At 71.4% G+C, this 15,776-nt stretch carries 15 protein-coding genes; 5 read left to right on the forward strand and 10 right to left on the reverse strand.

Annotation, left to right across the window (positions count from 1 at the left end; genetic code table 11):
- Positions 1-155 precede the first annotated feature (155 nt).
- The 3 genes from ACWEVS_RS42575 to ACWEVS_RS42585 form a co-directional block, all read right to left on the reverse strand.
- Complete coding sequence (locus tag ACWEVS_RS42575) at positions 156-1,664, reverse strand: M28 family peptidase (RefSeq protein WP_452556588.1); 1,509 nt, start codon at positions 1,662-1,664, stop codon at positions 156-158.
- Between the two features lie 83 nt (positions 1,665-1,747).
- Complete coding sequence (locus tag ACWEVS_RS42580) at positions 1,748-3,259, reverse strand: M28 family metallopeptidase (protein ID WP_452556590.1); 1,512 nt, start codon at positions 3,257-3,259, stop codon at positions 1,748-1,750.
- A gap of 102 nt (positions 3,260-3,361) precedes the next feature.
- Positions 3,362-3,832, reverse strand: a complete 471-nt coding sequence (locus ACWEVS_RS42585) for a hypothetical protein (protein ID WP_449916084.1) — start codon at positions 3,830-3,832, stop codon at positions 3,362-3,364.
- Between the two features lie 123 nt (positions 3,833-3,955).
- Here ACWEVS_RS42585 and ACWEVS_RS42590 point away from each other — a divergent pair, with 123 nt between their 5' ends.
- On the forward strand, positions 3,956-5,170 hold the full coding sequence (locus ACWEVS_RS42590) for a PP2C family protein-serine/threonine phosphatase (protein WP_452413179.1): 1,215 nt from the start codon (positions 3,956-3,958) through the stop codon (positions 5,168-5,170).
- A 123-nt stretch (positions 5,171-5,293) separates the two neighbouring features.
- Here ACWEVS_RS42590 and ACWEVS_RS42595 read toward each other — a convergent pair whose 3' ends face one another.
- From ACWEVS_RS42595 to ACWEVS_RS42625, 7 genes are all read right to left on the reverse strand, one after another.
- Entirely contained in the window at positions 5,294-6,688 is a 1,395-nt protein-coding gene (locus ACWEVS_RS42595; RefSeq protein WP_452556592.1) for a PepSY-associated TM helix domain-containing protein, read from the reverse strand.
- Positions 6,689-6,837: 149 nt separating this feature from the next.
- On the reverse strand, positions 6,838-7,404 hold the full coding sequence (locus ACWEVS_RS42600) for an MFS transporter (RefSeq protein ID WP_452556593.1): 567 nt from the start codon (positions 7,402-7,404) through the stop codon (positions 6,838-6,840).
- A gap of 251 nt (positions 7,405-7,655) precedes the next feature.
- Complete coding sequence (locus ACWEVS_RS42605; RefSeq protein WP_452556595.1) at positions 7,656-8,870, reverse strand: amidohydrolase family protein; 1,215 nt, start codon at positions 8,868-8,870, stop codon at positions 7,656-7,658.
- A gap of 123 nt (positions 8,871-8,993) precedes the next feature.
- Positions 8,994-9,557, reverse strand: coding sequence for a hypothetical protein (locus tag ACWEVS_RS42610; protein ID WP_452556597.1), 564 nt, complete (start codon positions 9,555-9,557; stop codon positions 8,994-8,996).
- A gap of 241 nt (positions 9,558-9,798) precedes the next feature.
- On the reverse strand, positions 9,799-10,095 hold the full coding sequence (locus ACWEVS_RS42615; protein ID WP_452556599.1) for a hypothetical protein: 297 nt from the start codon (positions 10,093-10,095) through the stop codon (positions 9,799-9,801).
- A gap of 135 nt (positions 10,096-10,230) precedes the next feature.
- Positions 10,231-10,890 carry an HNH endonuclease family protein gene (locus ACWEVS_RS42620; protein ID WP_449916071.1) on the reverse strand — a complete coding sequence of 220 codons (660 nt, stop codon included), beginning with the start codon at positions 10,888-10,890 and terminating at the stop codon, positions 10,231-10,233.
- Between the two features lie 124 nt (positions 10,891-11,014).
- A complete protein-coding gene (locus ACWEVS_RS42625) occupies positions 11,015-11,506 on the reverse strand; it encodes a hypothetical protein (protein WP_452556601.1) in 492 nt (163 codons plus the stop codon).
- A gap of 279 nt (positions 11,507-11,785) precedes the next feature.
- On the opposite strand from ACWEVS_RS42625, the gene ACWEVS_RS42630 reads away from it, so the two are divergent.
- The 4 genes from ACWEVS_RS42630 to ACWEVS_RS42645 all read left to right on the forward strand — a co-directional run.
- Positions 11,786-12,301 carry a DUF1269 domain-containing protein gene (locus ACWEVS_RS42630; protein ID WP_449916066.1) on the forward strand — a complete coding sequence of 172 codons (516 nt, stop codon included), beginning with the start codon at positions 11,786-11,788 and terminating at the stop codon, positions 12,299-12,301.
- 299 nt (positions 12,302-12,600) lie between these two features.
- Positions 12,601-13,899: an APC family permease gene (locus ACWEVS_RS42635; protein ID WP_452556603.1), complete on the forward strand. Its 1,299-nt coding sequence runs from the start codon at positions 12,601-12,603 to the stop codon at positions 13,897-13,899.
- Positions 13,900-14,068: 169 nt separating this feature from the next.
- Entirely contained in the window at positions 14,069-14,950 is an 882-nt protein-coding gene (locus ACWEVS_RS42640) for a carbonic anhydrase (RefSeq protein WP_452556605.1), read from the forward strand.
- Positions 14,951-15,425: 475 nt separating this feature from the next.
- The coding region (locus tag ACWEVS_RS42645; RefSeq protein ID WP_452556607.1) for an HAD family hydrolase at positions 15,426-15,776 on the forward strand (351 nt) is incomplete at its 3' end.

Consider the following 15,776-nt stretch of genomic DNA (forward strand, 5'->3'; position numbering starts at 1 on the left):
TCAACCGCCGACCAGACTTCCCGGCACACCGCGCCCGCTGTAACAAGCGACAAAGAGAACGGAAAACAACTATCCAGACATAAGGGATATACGTGACCTTCCCTTCCAATGGAACGGCGCCGCCCCCGGTCAGGGGCGGCGCCGGGCCGTGCGTGCTACTGGCGGGTCACCTTGACGTCGTCGACGCCCGCCTCCACGAGGCTGGCGCCCGAGGCGTCGGCCGCCTCGACCAGGATGCGCACCGTCTGCCCCGCGAACGACGAGATGTCGGCGGTGGACGAGCCCCACGCGCCGTCACGGTCGGAAGCGGCCCCCAGCTGCTGGAACACCGTGCTGGTCGTGCTGCCCACGACCTTCACCCGGAAGAAGTCGGAGCTGGAGGAGTTGCTGCCGTGCGCCAGGTACCACGAGAAGGACACCCGCAGCACGCCGGAGGCCGGCAACGTGATCGGCGGCGACTGGATCGACGTGGTCCCGCCGTCGACGTCGTGATCGCCCGCGGCGGCGCCCGCCAGCCGTCCGGTGACCAGGTCGTTGACGCCGCTCGCCGTCGTGCCCACCTGCTTGGTGCCGCTGGACGTGGTGGCCTCGGGGTCGCCGCGCTCCCAGAGGCCGGTCGTCGCGGTGTCGGTGCCGCCGGGGTTGGCGGTCCAGCCCGTGGCGGTCTCGAAGTCGTCCGACCACACGGTCGTCGGCGGCACGGCCGTGCCGAGCGTCCACACCGCGTACGCCGCCGCGTCGGCGTTGCGGTCCAGCGCCGTGTCGTTGACGTTGCTCGTCGTGTCGCACGAGCGGTGGTAGCAGGGGTCGAAGGCCTGCCCCGCCGTACCGCCCCAGAGCTGGGCCTGGGCGCTGGACTTGATGCCCTCGGCGCCGGTGAACGTGCCGCCCGCGGGGATGCCGCGGGAGATGAACGGGCCGTAGTCGGAGCGGCCGTCGAAGTCGGTGCCCCTGGTCGGCACGCCGATGGAGGCGAAGTAGTCCTGCAGCGTCCGCTCCAGCTCCGCCGAGCCCGCCGGGCCGGGACCGGAACCGACGCCGTCGGAGTTGTCGCCGTCGTAGACGAAGTAGCCGGCGTTGGGCGAGCCGACCATGTCGAAGTTCAGGTACCCCTTGATCTTGGCCCGGTCGGTGGCCGACAGGTTGCCGACGTAGAACTGGGAGCCGCGCAGGCCCAGCTCCTCGGCGCCCCACCAGGCGAACCGCAGGTGCTTGGTCGGCTGCAACGCCTGACGCGACACCTCCAGGGCGGTCTCCAGGATCGAGGCGCTGCCCGAGCCGTTGTCGTTGATGCCGGGACCGGCCGTCACGCTGTCGAGGTGGGCGCCGACCATGAGGATGTCGTCGGGGTCGCCGCCGGGCCAGTCGGCGATGACGTTGTAGCCGGTGGCGCCGTTGTAGGTGAACGACTGCAGCGTGGTCTGGAACCCGGCCGCGTCGAGCTGGGCCTTGACGTAGTTGGCCGAGGCCAGGTAGCCGGGGCGGCCGTGGGCGCGGTTGCCGCCGTTGCCGGAGGCGATGGACTGCAGCTGGCTGAGATGTGCCTTCACGTTGGCCAGCGAGATGTTCGGCGGCGCCAACTGCACGGCGGCCGCCGAGGCGGGCTGGGCCTGGGGCGCGGCCAGCGCGAGCACGGCGGCCACGACCAGGAGGCGGGACTTCATCGGTTCCTCCGTGGGGGGTGGACAGAGGGTGCGATGGAGGGAGGGCGGTTCCGGAGGGAGACCGCCCTCCCTCACGGGTGTGCTCAGCTCGCGGCGCTACCGGTGGTCACGGCCGGTACGGCGGCGCGGGCCGCCGACGCGGCCTGCCGGTCGGGGATGTCGCGCGTGTTGAAGGCGTAGCGGGCGACGGAGTCGGCGATCGCGTCGGCGTTGACGTCCAGCGCCGTCGCGTTGATGTTGGCGATGCCGTCGCACGCCGCGTGGTAGCAGGCGTCGTAGGCGACGCCCGCCGTACCGCCGAACATGGCGGCCTCCTCGGCGGTCTTGAGCTGCTCGGCACCGGTGAAGATGCCGCCCGAGGGGATGCCGACCGCGATGAACGGGCCGTAGTCGGAGCGGCCGTCGAAGTCGGTGCCGACGGTGGGCAGGCTGCGGCCGGTGAAGAAGGCCTTCAGCTGCTGCTCGATCTCCGCCGATCCGGGCGGGCCCGCGGGCGAGCCGGCGTTGTCGGAGTCGTCGCCGTCGTAGAGCTTGTAGGCGTGGTTGGGCGAGGCGACCATGTCGAAGTTCAGGTAGAGCTTGATCCGGTCGCGCTGCTCCTGGGACAGCTTCTCGACGTACTGGTCGGAGCCGAGCAGGCCGATCTCCTCCGCGGCCCAGAAGGCGAAGCGCACCTTGTTGCGCACGGGGAACTGCTTCAGCTGGAGCGCGGTCTCCAGGATGGCGGCCGAGCCCGAACCGTTGTCGTTGATGCCGGGGCCCTCGGGCACGCTGTCGAGGTGCGCGCCGACCATGACGACGTTGCTCGGGTCACCGAACCTGGTCTCGGCGATCACGTTCTCGTCGGTGCCGAGCACGAGCGTGGAGTCGACCTTGAGGTGGACGGTGGCGCCCGGCGTGCCGGCCAGCGCGTTGCCGACGGCGAAGTCGGCGAACACCATCGGGATCCCGGCCCGCCATTCGCCGAGGTCCAGCGGGTACGCCTCGGTCCTGCCCGGCTGGCCCTCGTTGAAGACGATGATCCCCGATGCTCCCGCCTGGCCCGCGTTGCGCACCTTGGTGGCGAAGGGGCAGGTGCCGCGCTGGATGAGCGCGATACGGCCGGCGACGAAGCCCGAGAAGTCGGACATCTCGCAGCCGCTGGTGGAGGTCGGCGTCGGGGTGGGCGGCAGCGTCAGGTCCACGCCCTGGACCTGCGCGGTGACGTCGCCGGCAGGCGACGGCTGGAAGGTGAAGAAGTCCTCGTTCGGCACGGAGGAGCCCAGCACCGGCGGGGTGTTCTCGGTCCAGCTGTCGACGTAGTTGATCGGCTGGAGCGTGACCTTGTAGCCCGCCTTGCGGAGCTTGCCGGCCACGTAGTCGCGGGAGGCGTCGTATCCGGCCGTCCCTGCGGCGCGGTTGCCGCCGTTGGCGGTCGCGATGGCCTGGAGCGCGTCCAGGTGCTTCTTGACGTTGGCGCCCTGGACTTTCTTGACCAGGAGCTTGGCGAACGCGTCGTCCACGGGGCCGGCGGCGGCGGAAGGGACGGCGATCGCGGAAAGGGGGAGGGCGAGGATGGCGGCCGTGGTGATGGCCCTGCCTAAGGACAGGCGCATGAAGCTCCTTCAAAAAGAACCGGGCGTGCGCAAGATCCCCCGAGCGCACGCCTTTTGGAACGTACCTCTTTTCCCGTTACGCGCCTAGTGCCGCAGATTTGGTCATTCGCGACGTGTCAAGTCCATGCTCCAGTTCGTGATCCAGGTGCGCTCGCCGTCCACGGAGAAGGCCTGTTCCCAGCGGGCCGACCGGTCGGAGATGTCCGACCACACGAAGCGCACCCTGACCGGACGGCCCGCGTGCACGTCGTCGCCGTGGAACTCGCCCCTGCCGGCCGCGAACCCGCCCACCACCGGCGGGAACAGCCGGCCGGTGCTGCTGCTGGCCCAGTACAGGGACCAGCACTCGCTCTCGCGGTCGTACAGCCGCACCGTGAGACCGCTGACCCCCTTCGTCGGGAACTCGATCTCGTCGATGTTCGCGCCGCCGCCGAAGTGCCGGGAGGCGCGGCTGACGCCGGGGAACTCCTCCCAGTCGGTCGCCTCACCGAGAAGGCACGACTCCTCGAGGAAGTCGGTCCGCCGCCGGTTGGTGACGTCCCAGGTGCCGGTCAAGAAGTCGAAGTCGCTCATGCGGTGGACGGTAGGCCCCCTCCCCTGCCATCTCATGTCAGTGAACAGACCTCGATCACGACAGGGACGCCACAGTGGGTATGCCTGTAGGTGCCAGTCGCCGGCGCATCGGGGGTGACCGCCATGGACGATTCCCACGGAATCGAGGGCATGCTCACCGGACTGCTCGACCGCAGCCACACGGCCACGCTGGAGGAGCTGCCCGTGCTGGTGAACCGGTACGCCGCGGGCGCCGGGCTGGAGACGGTGCTGATCTACCTGGCCGATCTCCAGCAGAGCATGCTGCGGCTGCTGGCGGTGCGGGGCGAGCCGGCGGGCGAGGAGCCGAAGGAACTCGACATCGACACCACCCTGGCCGGACGGGCGTTCCAGGAGGTCCGGGTCCTGGGCAAGGCGGGCGCCGACGGCGCGACCGACTGGTGGGTGCCCCTCCTGGACGGCACCGAACGGCTGGGCGTCCTGCGGGTCACCGCTCCCTCCGGCACGAAGGAGGCCGCGGACGCCATGCGGCACCTGGCGTCGCTGGTCGCGCTGCTGCTGGTGAGCCAGCGGGCGCACAGCGACGCCCATCCGCGCGTGGTCCGCTCGCGGCCGATGAACCTGGCAGCCGAGCTGCAGTGGCACCTCATGCCCCCGTTGACCTTCTCCACCGGCAGGGTGGTGGTGAGCGGGGTGGTGGAACCCGCCTACGAGGTCGGCGGGGACGCCTTCGACTACGCCCTGGCGGGCGACATCCTCCACCTGGCCGTCTTCGACTCCATGGGCCACGACGTCTCCTCCGGCGTGACCGCCAACCTGGCCATGACGGCCTCCCGCAACCATCGCCGGCATGACATACCGCTGGCCGCCAACAGCGAGCTGATCGAACGGGTGCTGATCGACGAGTTCGGGCGCGGCACCCGTTTCGTGACCGGCATCCTGGCCGACCTCCACCTCGCCACCGGCGTGCTGACCTGCGTCAACCGCGGCCACCACCTGCCGATCATCATCAGGGGCGGCCGCTGGACGTTCCCCGTGGACTGCCCGCCCGCCCACCCCATGGGCCTCGACCTCGGCATCCCCGTCGTCACGTGCAGGGAACAGCTCGAACCCGGTGACCGGATCCTGCTCTACACCGACGGCATCGTCGAGGCGGGCGCCAGGGAGGGCAGGGAGTTCGGCCTGACCAGGTTCGTCGACTTCATCATCCGCCACACCGCCTCGGACCTGCCCGTGCCGGAGACCCTCCGCCGCCTGATCAAGAGCATCCTGGCCTACCGGAACGGCCGGCTCGACGACGACGCCGCGGTGCTGCTCACCGAGTGGTACGGCCCCGACGACCGCCCGCTCCTCGTGTGACGCGTGGAGCGGGCGGGCCCCCGCTCCACCACCGCCCGCCACGCCATCCGCACGGCGCCGCCGCCGATGTCACTCCGCCCGCGTGTCGCCGGGGGTATCGCCACGCGCGCGCCGCCGCCGGTGTCACTCCGCGCGCGCGGCCGTTCTCCTGGAGCGCAGCCCGAGCAGGACGTCGAGCACGACGAACGCCGCCAGCGAGAGGCCCATCAGCGGCAGGAACCAGCCCACCGCCGCGGCGGCGACGACCAGCGGCGCCAGGACCACCACCGGCACCCGCCGCAGGCCACCCCGCGGGTACGGCGCGCCGAAGCCGCGGCCCGGCCGCCGCGCCCACCACATCCGGTAGCCCAGCACGATCAGCGTGATGATCCCGGCGGCCAGCGCGACCAGCAGGATCTGGTTGGCCAGGCCGAACAGCAGGCCCATGTGGCCGTCGATGCCCCAGCGTGCGAGCTTGGCGGCCGGCGGGTAGTCGGCGAAGCGCAGCTCGTCCGTCACCTGGCCGGTCCCCGCGTCGACCGCCACCTGGTCCAGCCGCTGCGGCCACTCCTTGTCGATCTCCTTGACCACGTAGGAACCGCCGGTCTCCTTCGGCCAGACGATCTCCAGCGGGCCGGACAGCCCCCTGCCCGCGGCCGCCTGGACGACGCGGTCCACGCCGGCGTCCGACGGCCCGGCGTGCTGATGGCCTCCCCCGCTGTGGGCGGCGTGGTCGCCGGACGAGGTGGAGATCGACGGGGTCGTCCAGCCGAGCGCGGCGCGCACCTCGTCGACGTTCTCCCCCGCGTACGCCGACCAGGTCAGGCCGGTCGCGGACAGGAAGAACAGGCCGAGCACCGCCCAGAGACCGAGGGAGCCGTGCCACGACAGGACGCGCCGCAGGCCGGTGGCGCCACGCTCGGGCGCGGCCAGTCCGCGCAGGCGGCGCCCCTCGCGGCGGCGCCTGGTGACCCACAGCAGCAGGCCGCCGAGGGCCACCACCCACAGCCAGCTCGCGGCCAGCTCGCTGTAGATCCGGCCCGGCTCGCCCAGGTGCAGGCTGCGGTGCAGCGTGGAGATCCAGGCCCGCACGGGCAGCGCGCCCGAGCTGCCGTAGCTCTCCAGCACGCCGTGCACCTGTCCGGTCGAGGGGTTGACGAAGACGGCCAGCTGGGTGCTGTCAGCCAGTCCGGGAACGTCGAGCAGCACGCGCGTGGTCGTGCCCGGCTCGGCGGGCCGTACCGCGGTGACGGTCCCGTCGGGCCGCGCCGCGCGGGCCGCGGCGATCTGCCCGCTCAGGGGCAGCGGCGGGCCGCCCGTGGGCGCGGTCAGCTCGTGCCGGTAGACGATCTGCTCGATCTGGTACGACGCGGCGTACAGCAGGCCGGTGGTCGCGGCGACGAGCAGGAAGGGGGCGATGAGGACACCGGCGTAGAAGTGCAGCCGCAGCACCAGGGGACGCAGCGCCGCCCAGGTGGCGCGCCGGGCGGGCGGCGCGGCCGCCGTCGCCTCGGGTCGCTCGTCGGTGGATGAGGTCATGGTGACGTTTCTCCGTTCGGTGAGAGGGCGCGCCACAACGAGGTACGCGCCGTCTCGGCGAGGGTTTCGACGCGTGGCCGCGCGATGGCGGCCACGCCGAACAGGCCCGGCGACACAGGCGGGGCCAGAATCCGGGCAGCGGTGCCCGGTCAGAGAACGGAGAACGACACCGGCGGTCCACGCCGGGAGACCACCACCGCGAACGGCGCGCGACGCGGTGGGACGGGGCCGCGCCAGGGCGTGACCCGGACGGCCGGCCCGAACTCGATCGGAACGGCCGGCAGGAGGAGCAGGGCGGCCCACGCCATGCTCACGGAAGCGCCCGCCAGGTGCAGCAGGGTCGCCAGGGCCGACTCGCCGCGGGCCAGCCACCAGGCCGAGCCGACCGCCGCCACGACGTGGACCAGCAGCATGCCCAGGCCGGTGCCGTGGCCGTGCGTGGCCGGCGCCGACACCTCGGGCGGGGCGCCGGCGGTGAACAGGTGGTGCATGCCGTACTGCGCGGCGAAGCAGGCCGCCAGGAGCACCTCGAGGCCGCGCTGGCGGCGGCCGAGCAGGAAGGCCCCCGCCCAGGTGAGGGTCAGGGCCCCGGCCATGGTCTCGAGACGGACGCCCGCGCCTCCGGCCAGCACGTGCAGGACGGCCGACACCAGCACGCACGCCACCGCGAACACGGCGGCGCGCAGCGCGCGGATGAGAGGCCGGCCGACATCCACCCGCTCATGGTGCCATCGATCGACCGCGCCGCCCAGCCCGGTCTCTCACCGCCTTCAGCCGTCGGCGCCACCGGTCCCCCTGGCCGGTGTCCGGTACCTCCCCCGCCAGGGCTTTCGCCGGGAGGCCGTCGGTGGAAGACCGGACCGGGTGGAGGACCGGACCGGGTGACGGCGGACCGGGTGGAGGACCGGACCGGATGGCGGCGGACCGGGTGGAGGACCGGGTGGCGGTATCCGTCGTGCGGACGGGGTCAGCGGGACTGGCGGGCGCCGCGGCGCCACACCTCCGCGACGGCGCGGGTGGCGGTGATGTCGCTGGTCGGGTCGCCGTCCACCAGCACCAGGTCGGCGCGGAGGCCGGGGGCGATCCTGCCGCGGTCGGTCAGGCCGAAGTGCCGGGCCGGGACGCTGGTCGCGGCGGCCAGCGCCGCCTCAGGGGCCAGTCCCGCCCGGGTGAGCAGGAGCAGTTCCCTGTGCATGGCGGCGCCGTGCAGGGGCGCGAAGGCGTTCGCGTCCGTGCCGGCCAGCAGCGGCACCCCGGCCGCGTGGAGCGCCGTGGTCGCGCGCAGGGCGTTGGCGACGCCTTCCGGGTGGACGGGCACGGCCGTGTAGTCCCTGTCGATGGCCGTGCGCGCCCCCTCGGGCAGGCGCGAGGCGATGCGCTCGTCCCGCACCAGCTCGACCTGGGCGGGGTCCTGCGTGATCGTCTCGATGTAGGAGAGCGTGGTGACCACGAAGACGCCGTGCGCGGCGATCCGGGCGGCCAGTTCCTCGGCGGTCGGGTCGCCTGGCTCCCCGTGGTGGAAGACGTGCGCGAGGCCGTCGACGCCCGCGTCCAGCGCGATGACGGTGTCGCGTGCCGTCGCCACGTGCGCGATGGTCGTCAGCCCCGCCGCGTGCCCCGCCTCGACCAGCGCGGCGACCACGTCGGGGCCCATGACCGGCAGGTCCAGCCTTGCGGTGCGGCCGTCGTCGACCACGATCTTCAGGTAGTCGGTGCCCTCGGCCAGCCGCTTCTCGACGAACTCCGTGGCGTGGGCCGCGTCGGCGATCGTGTCGAACGGCCCGACGGCGTCGCCCAGCCAGTCGAGCACGCCCGCCTCGGCGGCCATGATCTGGCTCGGGTGCCCGTCCGGCGCGGTCGCCAGGACTCCGGCGCTGCGCAGGTCGGCCACGTCGTCCCGCTCGGCGGCGAGGCGGCGCTGGCGGGCCAGGTTGGACGGCAGGCAGAACATGTCGAGCTCGGTGGTGACGCCGAAGGTCAGCGCCTGGGCGAGCATGCCGTCCGAGACGTGGGTGTGCGCGTCGATCAGGCCGGGCAGCAGGGTCTTGCCCGAGCCGTCGATCTCCAGGTCCGCGGGCCGGCCGTCGGAGGGGGCGATCAGGTCGTCGACGATCAGGACGGTGGCCCGGGGCTGGACGCGCTCGCCGTCGAAGACGCTCACGTCGGTGATCAGGGTACGCATGTCGGCACTCCTCTGCAGTGATCTCGCCCCTGATAGTAAGGCGTCTAACTATCAGGGGTAAAACCACCCCCATAGGAGCGCCGTCCAGGCAGCAGCCAGGTGGTGTCAGGCCGCCCGTCGGTGTCAGGCGGCGTGGTCGGCGGGCCTGGCGGCGGTGCGCAGGTCGAGGCGGAACCCGTCGGCGGCGAGCTCGGTCAGGAAGGCCACCGGGTCCACCAGTTGCTCCAGGTGTCCGACCCCCGGCGGCAGGCCGGGCAGCCGGCGCAGCACCAGCGCGGCGGTCCGTCCGGTGGCGCGGCTCTGCAGCCGCCCGCTGAAGGCCGCCTGGACGGCACCGCAGCGGGCGGTCACGGCGAACCCGTCGCCGCCGACGTGCACCTTCGCCAGCGCGGTCAGCAGCAGTTCGCGAACCCTGGGACGGCGCAGCAGCCGGGCGACGGCGGGCCGCCCGGCCGCGGCCAGCAGGCCGGTGGTGAGCCGGGAGTCGAGGCACAGCCCCGTGCCCGCCGAGGCGACGCCGAGCGTGCCGGGAAGCGTGTACTGGTCGGAGAACGGGAAGCGGTGGACGGTGCGCGTGCCGTACGGCGGTGGGAAGCGCATCGTCCACGAGCCCGCGAGCCGGCCCAGGCCGTCCAGAATCCACGCCGGCGCCGCAGGCCCGTGCTGCTCGCCCGAGCCGAGCAGCACGCCGACGCGCAGGTCGTCGGCCTGCGAACGCTCGACGCAGATCCGCGCCAGCAGGTGGTGACGCCGGGGACCAGTCCGACGCTGAGGACGGCCGTCGCACCGCGCCGCCTGGCCAGCGGGTCGAGGTCCTCGATCGCGGCGAGCACGTGGTGGGAGGCCGAGACGTCCACGTAGCCGATACCGCGCTCGAGGCAGGCACGGGCCACGCGGACGTTGTCGATCTCGGCGCACATGAGCGCTCCTACCGCGTGGGGGCAGGCTTCCAGCGGTAGGCGTCCGTCCAGAAGACGCACCTGAGCCGGCGGGTGTGCGGTGCATGGTTCATCGAGTAGCCGTAGACGCCGCGCTGCTCCTTGGAGCAGGTCAGGTGCTCGCCGACACAGTCCCAGTGGTTCTTGTGCTTGTAGTAGTACCGGTCCTTGGGCGGATGCTTCTCGTTGCAGTACGGCCGCGCGGTGGTGCCCGCGGAGGCGGCGGGCGGAAGGACGGCCAGCAGAAGGGAGGCGGTGGCGACGGTCGCCGCGAAGACGTTTCTCATGGTTCCTCACACAGAGGGGGGAATGATCAACTCGTCGCAGGAGTGTAGAACGCTCAGGCTGCTCCCCCAAGATCCCTCATGTCCCGTTCGCCGGCTCGGCGACCGCCGTTCCGCCGCGTGGTCCCCGGGAAAGGGTCAGGACCTGCTGCAGGTGCGCAGCATGTTGAGGAGGGCGACCTTCTCCTTCCGGGTCACGAAGAGCCGGTAGTGATGCTTCACGGTGATCCATGAGGTCGCGTAACGGCACCAGTAGCCGCGGCGCTGCGGCCGCCAGCTCTGCGGGCCCTGGCCGCCCTTGGCGATGTTGGCGGAGTGGCTGACCGTGACCAGCTCCGGCCGGGTGAGGTCGTTGGCGAAGGCGCGCCGCCGCGCCTGGCTCCAGGTGCGGGCGCCGGTACGCCAGGCGTACGCCAGCGGCACCACATGGTCGACGTCGACCAGCTTCTCGCTTCTCAGCCGTTTGCCGTCGTACGGGCTGTACCAGACGCCCTTGACCGGGTGGCAGGCCGCGTTCCTGCGCACGCCTCGCCCGTCGCGGGACAGCACCGTCTCCCGCGCGTCGCACCTGCCCTTGTGGTGCGCCCACCGGGGCTGGAACCGGCGGTGGCTGTAGCCGCGCAGGGATAACGGCCGGGCGACCTTCAGCTGGGCCAGCATCCGGCGGGCCGTCCCCGCGTCGGCCTGGTGCTGCCTGCGGGAGTCGGCCGCCGCCTGCTGGGTGGCGATGACAGCGGTGAGGGGAAGGACGACAAGCGTGAAGACGGCGATGCGGAGCGCCCGCCTCAGGAAGATCATGCTTCCACCCATACCCATGACTCCCCCGTGACTAGAGCGACATCCGAGACATCGAAGGGTGAGACGACCACGGGCCTCCCCTGGTTCGCGCTTTCACCAGGGGTGCGTGGCGTCGGGGCGCCGGTCAGAAGCGGGCTCTCCGCTGTTCGGTGTGGCTCATCTCCCACAGGGTCCTGTCGACATGGCGTGCAGTCCAGATCTGTCCGGATGCTTTGGCGCCATGCCGGTCGTACCGCCGCGCGTCCCAGCCGTCCAGGCTGAGCAGCGTGTCCAGCGCTGCGGCAGGAGACTCCGAGTGCTCCGCCGCGGCATCCTCGGGCCAGCCGTTCTCGATCAGGCGATCGTAGGCGTGACGCATGAAAGCTTCGGGGTCCTCCACCACGAAGTCCCACCGTCCTGTCACGCTGACCCGCTCGACCTCGTCATACGGCTCGCTGTCCTCCTCGTCCAGGTCGGCGAAGACGTCCGTCCATCCGGTGGTCTCGGCGATCGCGTCCGCATAGGCACGCGCGGTGGATCTCACCGTGGCGACCGCCTCCTCCTGGGACGACCCGGCGGCAAGATCGCGAAGGGCCTTCACCAACTGCTCGCAGGCCAGTTCGACGTCAGGGGACATGGCATGACCGTACTGCGCCGGCAGGCCGCGGGGCCGGTCAGCGGTACCACCGCATTCACCATCCCCTCGGGCCAGATCCCGCACCGGTCCCGAGACCCGCGGGTCCGCCGGGATGGACTGATCGTCACGCACGGTCGCGGGACAAATCCGGAGGGAACACGCGCGGAGTAGAATGTGCGGCAAGAGGCGGCCAGGGTGACTGACGCCTACCGAGGCGGGGGCCTGTCCTCCCCTGCATCCACTGCCGCACGTGCTCGATGATCCGGTGAGAGGGCGCCAGTGAGTGATCTCATAGCGATCGCGTACCCCGACCGGGCGGCGGTCGAGCAGGCCGAGAAGCGCCTCCGCCGATCGGGCGCGGAGGGCTCGGTCCAGATCGAGGACGTCGTCGTCATGATCAGGGGCCAGGACGGCAAGATCGAGGTGCAGCAGGGCGGCACCGGCGTCCGCGCGGCGGCCACCGGAGGAGCCCTCTGGGGCGGCATGATCGGCCTGTTGCTCCTGGCGCCGCTGTTCGGCATGGCGGTCGGCGCGGTCGCGGGCGGCACGATATGGAAGAGCACCTTCGGCTCCACCGGCGGGGCACAGGACTTCGTCAACGAGCTCAGCGCGAACCTGCCGCCCGGAAGCGCCGCGCTCATCGTCCTCGTCCGCGACATGACGCCGGAGAAGGTCCTCCCGCTCATCCAGCAGCGCGGGCACGTGATCCGCACGACGCTCAGCGCGGAAGTCGAGGCGCAACTCGAGGCGGCTCTCACAGCCGCGAAGCCCAACCGCCCGCACGGCGCCGACTGAAAGGGGTGTACGGGAACACCGTCCGGCCGTCACTGACGCTGTGACGCCGGAAAGCGGCCGTAGCTGACGCTATGGCGCCGGAAACGGCCGTAGCTGACGCTGTGACGCCGGAAACGGCCGACGGTCCAGCAGTGACCCGGAAACCGGCCGGCGGTCCCGCCGCGACCCGGAAACCGGTCGGCGGTGCCGCAGTGACCCGGAATGCGGCCGGCGGTGCCGCCGTGGCACAGGCCCGGCCGGCCGAGCGGGGCGGTCGAGGCCCTGGGCAAGGCCGCGCCATGAGAGGGAGGCTGCCGCTGATGTCATCGCCGTCGAGATTCATGACCGTACGGCAGGCCGCGTTCATCGGCGTCGGCGCCATGGTGGGAGCCGGCATCTTCGCACTCCTGGGTGCGGCCGGCGAGGTGGCGGGGTCGGCCGTGTGGCTGTCGTTCCTCATCGCGGGCGTGGTCGCGGCCCTGCAGGGCTATTCGTTCGCCAAGCTCGGCGCCAAGTACCCCTCGGCCGGAGGCCTGCTCGAGTACGTGGCCAAGGGCTTCGGTGAAGGCCACATCACCGGCATCACCGCCTGGCTCATCTACGTGGCCAACGCCATCGTCACCGCGATGGTGGCGGTGTCGTTCGGCAGCTACGCGAGCGCCATGTTCACCGCCGCGAACGCGACATGGGCCAAGGCGTTCTCCGTGCTCATCATCCTGGCGATGACCGCCGTGAACATCATCGGATCGACGCTCGTCGCCAAGGCACAGACCGTGATCGTGTACGTCGTCCTGGGAATCCTCGTCGTCTTCGCGGTGGTGACGATCGCCAACATGCGGTTGTCGCTGCTGGCGCCGTCCGGATACCCGCCGCTCCGGGACATCGTCGCCAGCGTCGCGCTGACGTTCTTCGCGTTCCTCGGATTCGGCATCATCACGTTCACGGCCAAGGATCTCGCCGATCCGACACGCCAGCTTCCGAAGGCCATGTACCTCGCCCTCGGGATCGCGACGGTCATCTATGTCGCCATCGCGGTAGGCGTGTTCGGCACGCTCACCGCGGAGGAGGTCATCGCCTCCGGGGGGACCGCGCTCGCCGTGGCCGCCGAGCCGTCCCTCGGTACGGCCGGCTACTGGCTGATGAGCGTGACCGCCCTGTTCGCCACCGCGGGAGCAACCAACGCGGGACTGTACCCGGCACCCGGCCTGTGCGAGCGGCTCGCGCACACGCGGCAGTTCCCGCCGTTGATGGCACGGCGGATCGGTGGACGAGCATCAGCCGGGCTGCTGGTGGAGGCGGCGGTAGGCGTGGTGCTCGCCGTCGCTTTCAAACTCGACGCGATCGCCTCCATCGGCAGCGCCGTCGCCCTCCTGGTCTTCATCTTCATCACGGTGGCGCATTTCCGGGTACGGACCCAGACCGGCGCCAACACCCTCGTCCTCGGACTGGCCGTCGTATCAGCCGGCGCCGTCCTGCTGACCTTCGTCTTCACCACGCTCGTGCACGAGCCCGCGTCGATCCTCACGTTGCTGGCCGTACTCGTGGTGAGCGTCGCCCTCGATCTCGGCTGGAAGCACAGATACACCCACCGGGCAGGCCCGCTACCGGGGGCGCACTAAGGCGCGGGGACATTGCCGGTCGCCGGCGTGTGCGGCCGGCCAGGGTTCTCCTGATGCGGGGGCAGGGTCGGGCCCGGGTCGGGCCGGGGGTGATCCCCGTCGAACCGGGCGAGCCGGGCGGACAGACTCGAGCGCACTTGATCACTGTCTTTCGAGTGGAGCTTCCCCCATGCGCCGTTTCTTGGCTCTGTCCTTGGCCGCCGCCGTGACGTTCGGTGCCGTCGCCCCCGCGCAGGCGGCGACCGCCGAGCCCGCCACCGGTCTGGACCGTGCCGCCCTGCGCGAGGCGATCACCGTGCGCCCGTCCGACGGTGCCGCCGGTGTCGTGGCCGAGGTGCACAAGAACGGGCAGACCTGGCGGGGTGCGTCCGGCTGCTCGACTGCCGATGCGGTGCACACCGTGAGCGATGCGGACAGGACGGTGCCCGCGTCGCCCACGGGGCCGGCTCCGGACTCGCCGAAGGCCGCCTACGAACGGCTGATGGAGGGCAACAGGCGTTGGGTGACCGGCGCGCTCAAGCACCCCGATCGCGATCCCACACGCCGCGAGCTGCTGGCCGCCAAGCAGCAGCCCTATGGAGTGGTGCTGTCGTGCATCGACTCCCGGGTCGCGCCCGAGCTCGTCTTCGACACCGGGCTGGGCGACCTGTTCGTGATGCGTACCGGCGGGCTGGCCGTGGGGCCCGTGGTCACGGGATCCGTCGAGTACGGGCCGATGACCAGCGGTACCCCGCTCATCGTCGTCCTCGGACACCAGCGGTGCGGCGCCGTCTCCGCCGCGTACAAGGCCCTGCGGGAAGGCAAGCCGCTTCCGGGCAACCTGCAGGCGATCGCGCAGGCTCTCCGTCCGGCATACGAACAGACCGTCAGGAACCCAGGCGCCGACCCCGTCGAGACGATGTCCAGAGCCCAGGTGAGGTTGACGGCGGACAACTTGCGCGGCAATCGAGACCTCGCGCCGCTGGTGAGCGACGGAAGCCTGGCCGTGGTCAGCGCGTACTACTCGCTGGACACCGGCCAGGTCGAGACCCTGAACGGCGCCCCCGCCTGAGCGCAAGCGGGGGAGTCGTGGCAGGAGAACGACCCCGTCTGCGCGAACAAGCACGGAACTGGACGCGGCCAACGTGCAACCGGCGACACGTCGTTCCAGAGTCTCCACTGGTTCCTCCGGCCGCAGCGTTGCGATGACCGCGCGCATAGCCGTCGGTCTGCAGCAGCCCGGGAATCAGCTGGGGCTCCCACTATCGGATACCGGCGGTCTCATCCTCGAGGCCGACGAAGGAACGGGTGAGGACGTCGGAGAACTTCGTCCAGCTGCAGGAGTGCCGCGCGGGCAGAGTCGACGACGTCGTAGACGTTGAGCGCTGCCGCGACATCCAGGGCCGTGGAAACGCCCCTGCACTGCGCGGACGTACAGGCAGGACAACACATCCGCCCAGGCCCAGGTTACGAGATAAGCCTGAATCGGCACCCATGACGCACGCTGCTGTTCTACGAGTACGCCAAGCCCCCCATAGGCTCGGCCGGTGAGCAAGACTTTTGTCTTCGACGTCGGCGAGACCATCGTCCGCGACGATCGGTACTGGGCATCCTGGGCTGACTGGCTCAACGTTCCCACGCATACGCTGTGCGCGCTCGTTGGCGCTGTGGTCGCGCAAGGCCGGGACAACGCCGATGCCATCCGGCTCCTGCGGCCTGGCATCGACCTCGCCGCCGAGTACGCCGCACGTGAGGCCGCCGGCTGCGGCGAACGCATCGAGGAGAGCGACCTCTACCCCGATGCCCGCCCAGCCCTGGCCGCGCTGCGCAGCAGAGGTCATCGCGTAGTGATCGCCGGAAACCAGACGGTCCGCGCCGCCGAGCTCCTGCGAGCGCTC

The organism is Nonomuraea sp. NPDC003754 (genome assembly GCF_053605785.1).

Bases quoted from the DNA above. Each gene is read 5' to 3' on its own strand.
- ACWEVS_RS42625 (WP_452556601.1), bottom strand. From the start codon at position 11,506: ATGTCCCCTGACGTCGAACTGGCCTGCGAGCAGTTGGTGAAGGCCCTT.
- ACWEVS_RS42575 (WP_452556588.1), bottom strand. From the start codon at position 1,664: ATGAAGTCCCGCCTCCTGGTCGTGGCCGCCGTGCTCGCGCTGGCCGCG.
- ACWEVS_RS42580 (WP_452556590.1), bottom strand. From the start codon at position 3,259: ATGCGCCTGTCCTTAGGCAGGGCCATCACCACGGCCGCCATCCTCGCC.
- ACWEVS_RS42590 (WP_452413179.1), top strand. From the start codon at position 3,956: ATGGACGATTCCCACGGAATCGAGGGCATGCTCACCGGACTGCTCGAC.
- ACWEVS_RS42615 (WP_452556599.1), bottom strand. From the start codon at position 10,095: ATGAGAAACGTCTTCGCGGCGACCGTCGCCACCGCCTCCCTTCTGCTG.
- ACWEVS_RS42595 (WP_452556592.1), bottom strand. From the start codon at position 6,688: ATGACCTCATCCACCGACGAGCGACCCGAGGCGACGGCGGCCGCGCCG.
- ACWEVS_RS42635 (WP_452556603.1), top strand. From the start codon at position 12,601: ATGTCATCGCCGTCGAGATTCATGACCGTACGGCAGGCCGCGTTCATC.
- ACWEVS_RS42640 (WP_452556605.1), top strand. From the start codon at position 14,069: ATGCGCCGTTTCTTGGCTCTGTCCTTGGCCGCCGCCGTGACGTTCGGT.
- ACWEVS_RS42585 (WP_449916084.1), bottom strand. From the start codon at position 3,832: ATGAGCGACTTCGACTTCTTGACCGGCACCTGGGACGTCACCAACCGG.
- ACWEVS_RS42605 (WP_452556595.1), bottom strand. From the start codon at position 8,870: ATGCGTACCCTGATCACCGACGTGAGCGTCTTCGACGGCGAGCGCGTC.
- ACWEVS_RS42620 (WP_449916071.1), bottom strand. From the start codon at position 10,890: ATGATCTTCCTGAGGCGGGCGCTCCGCATCGCCGTCTTCACGCTTGTC.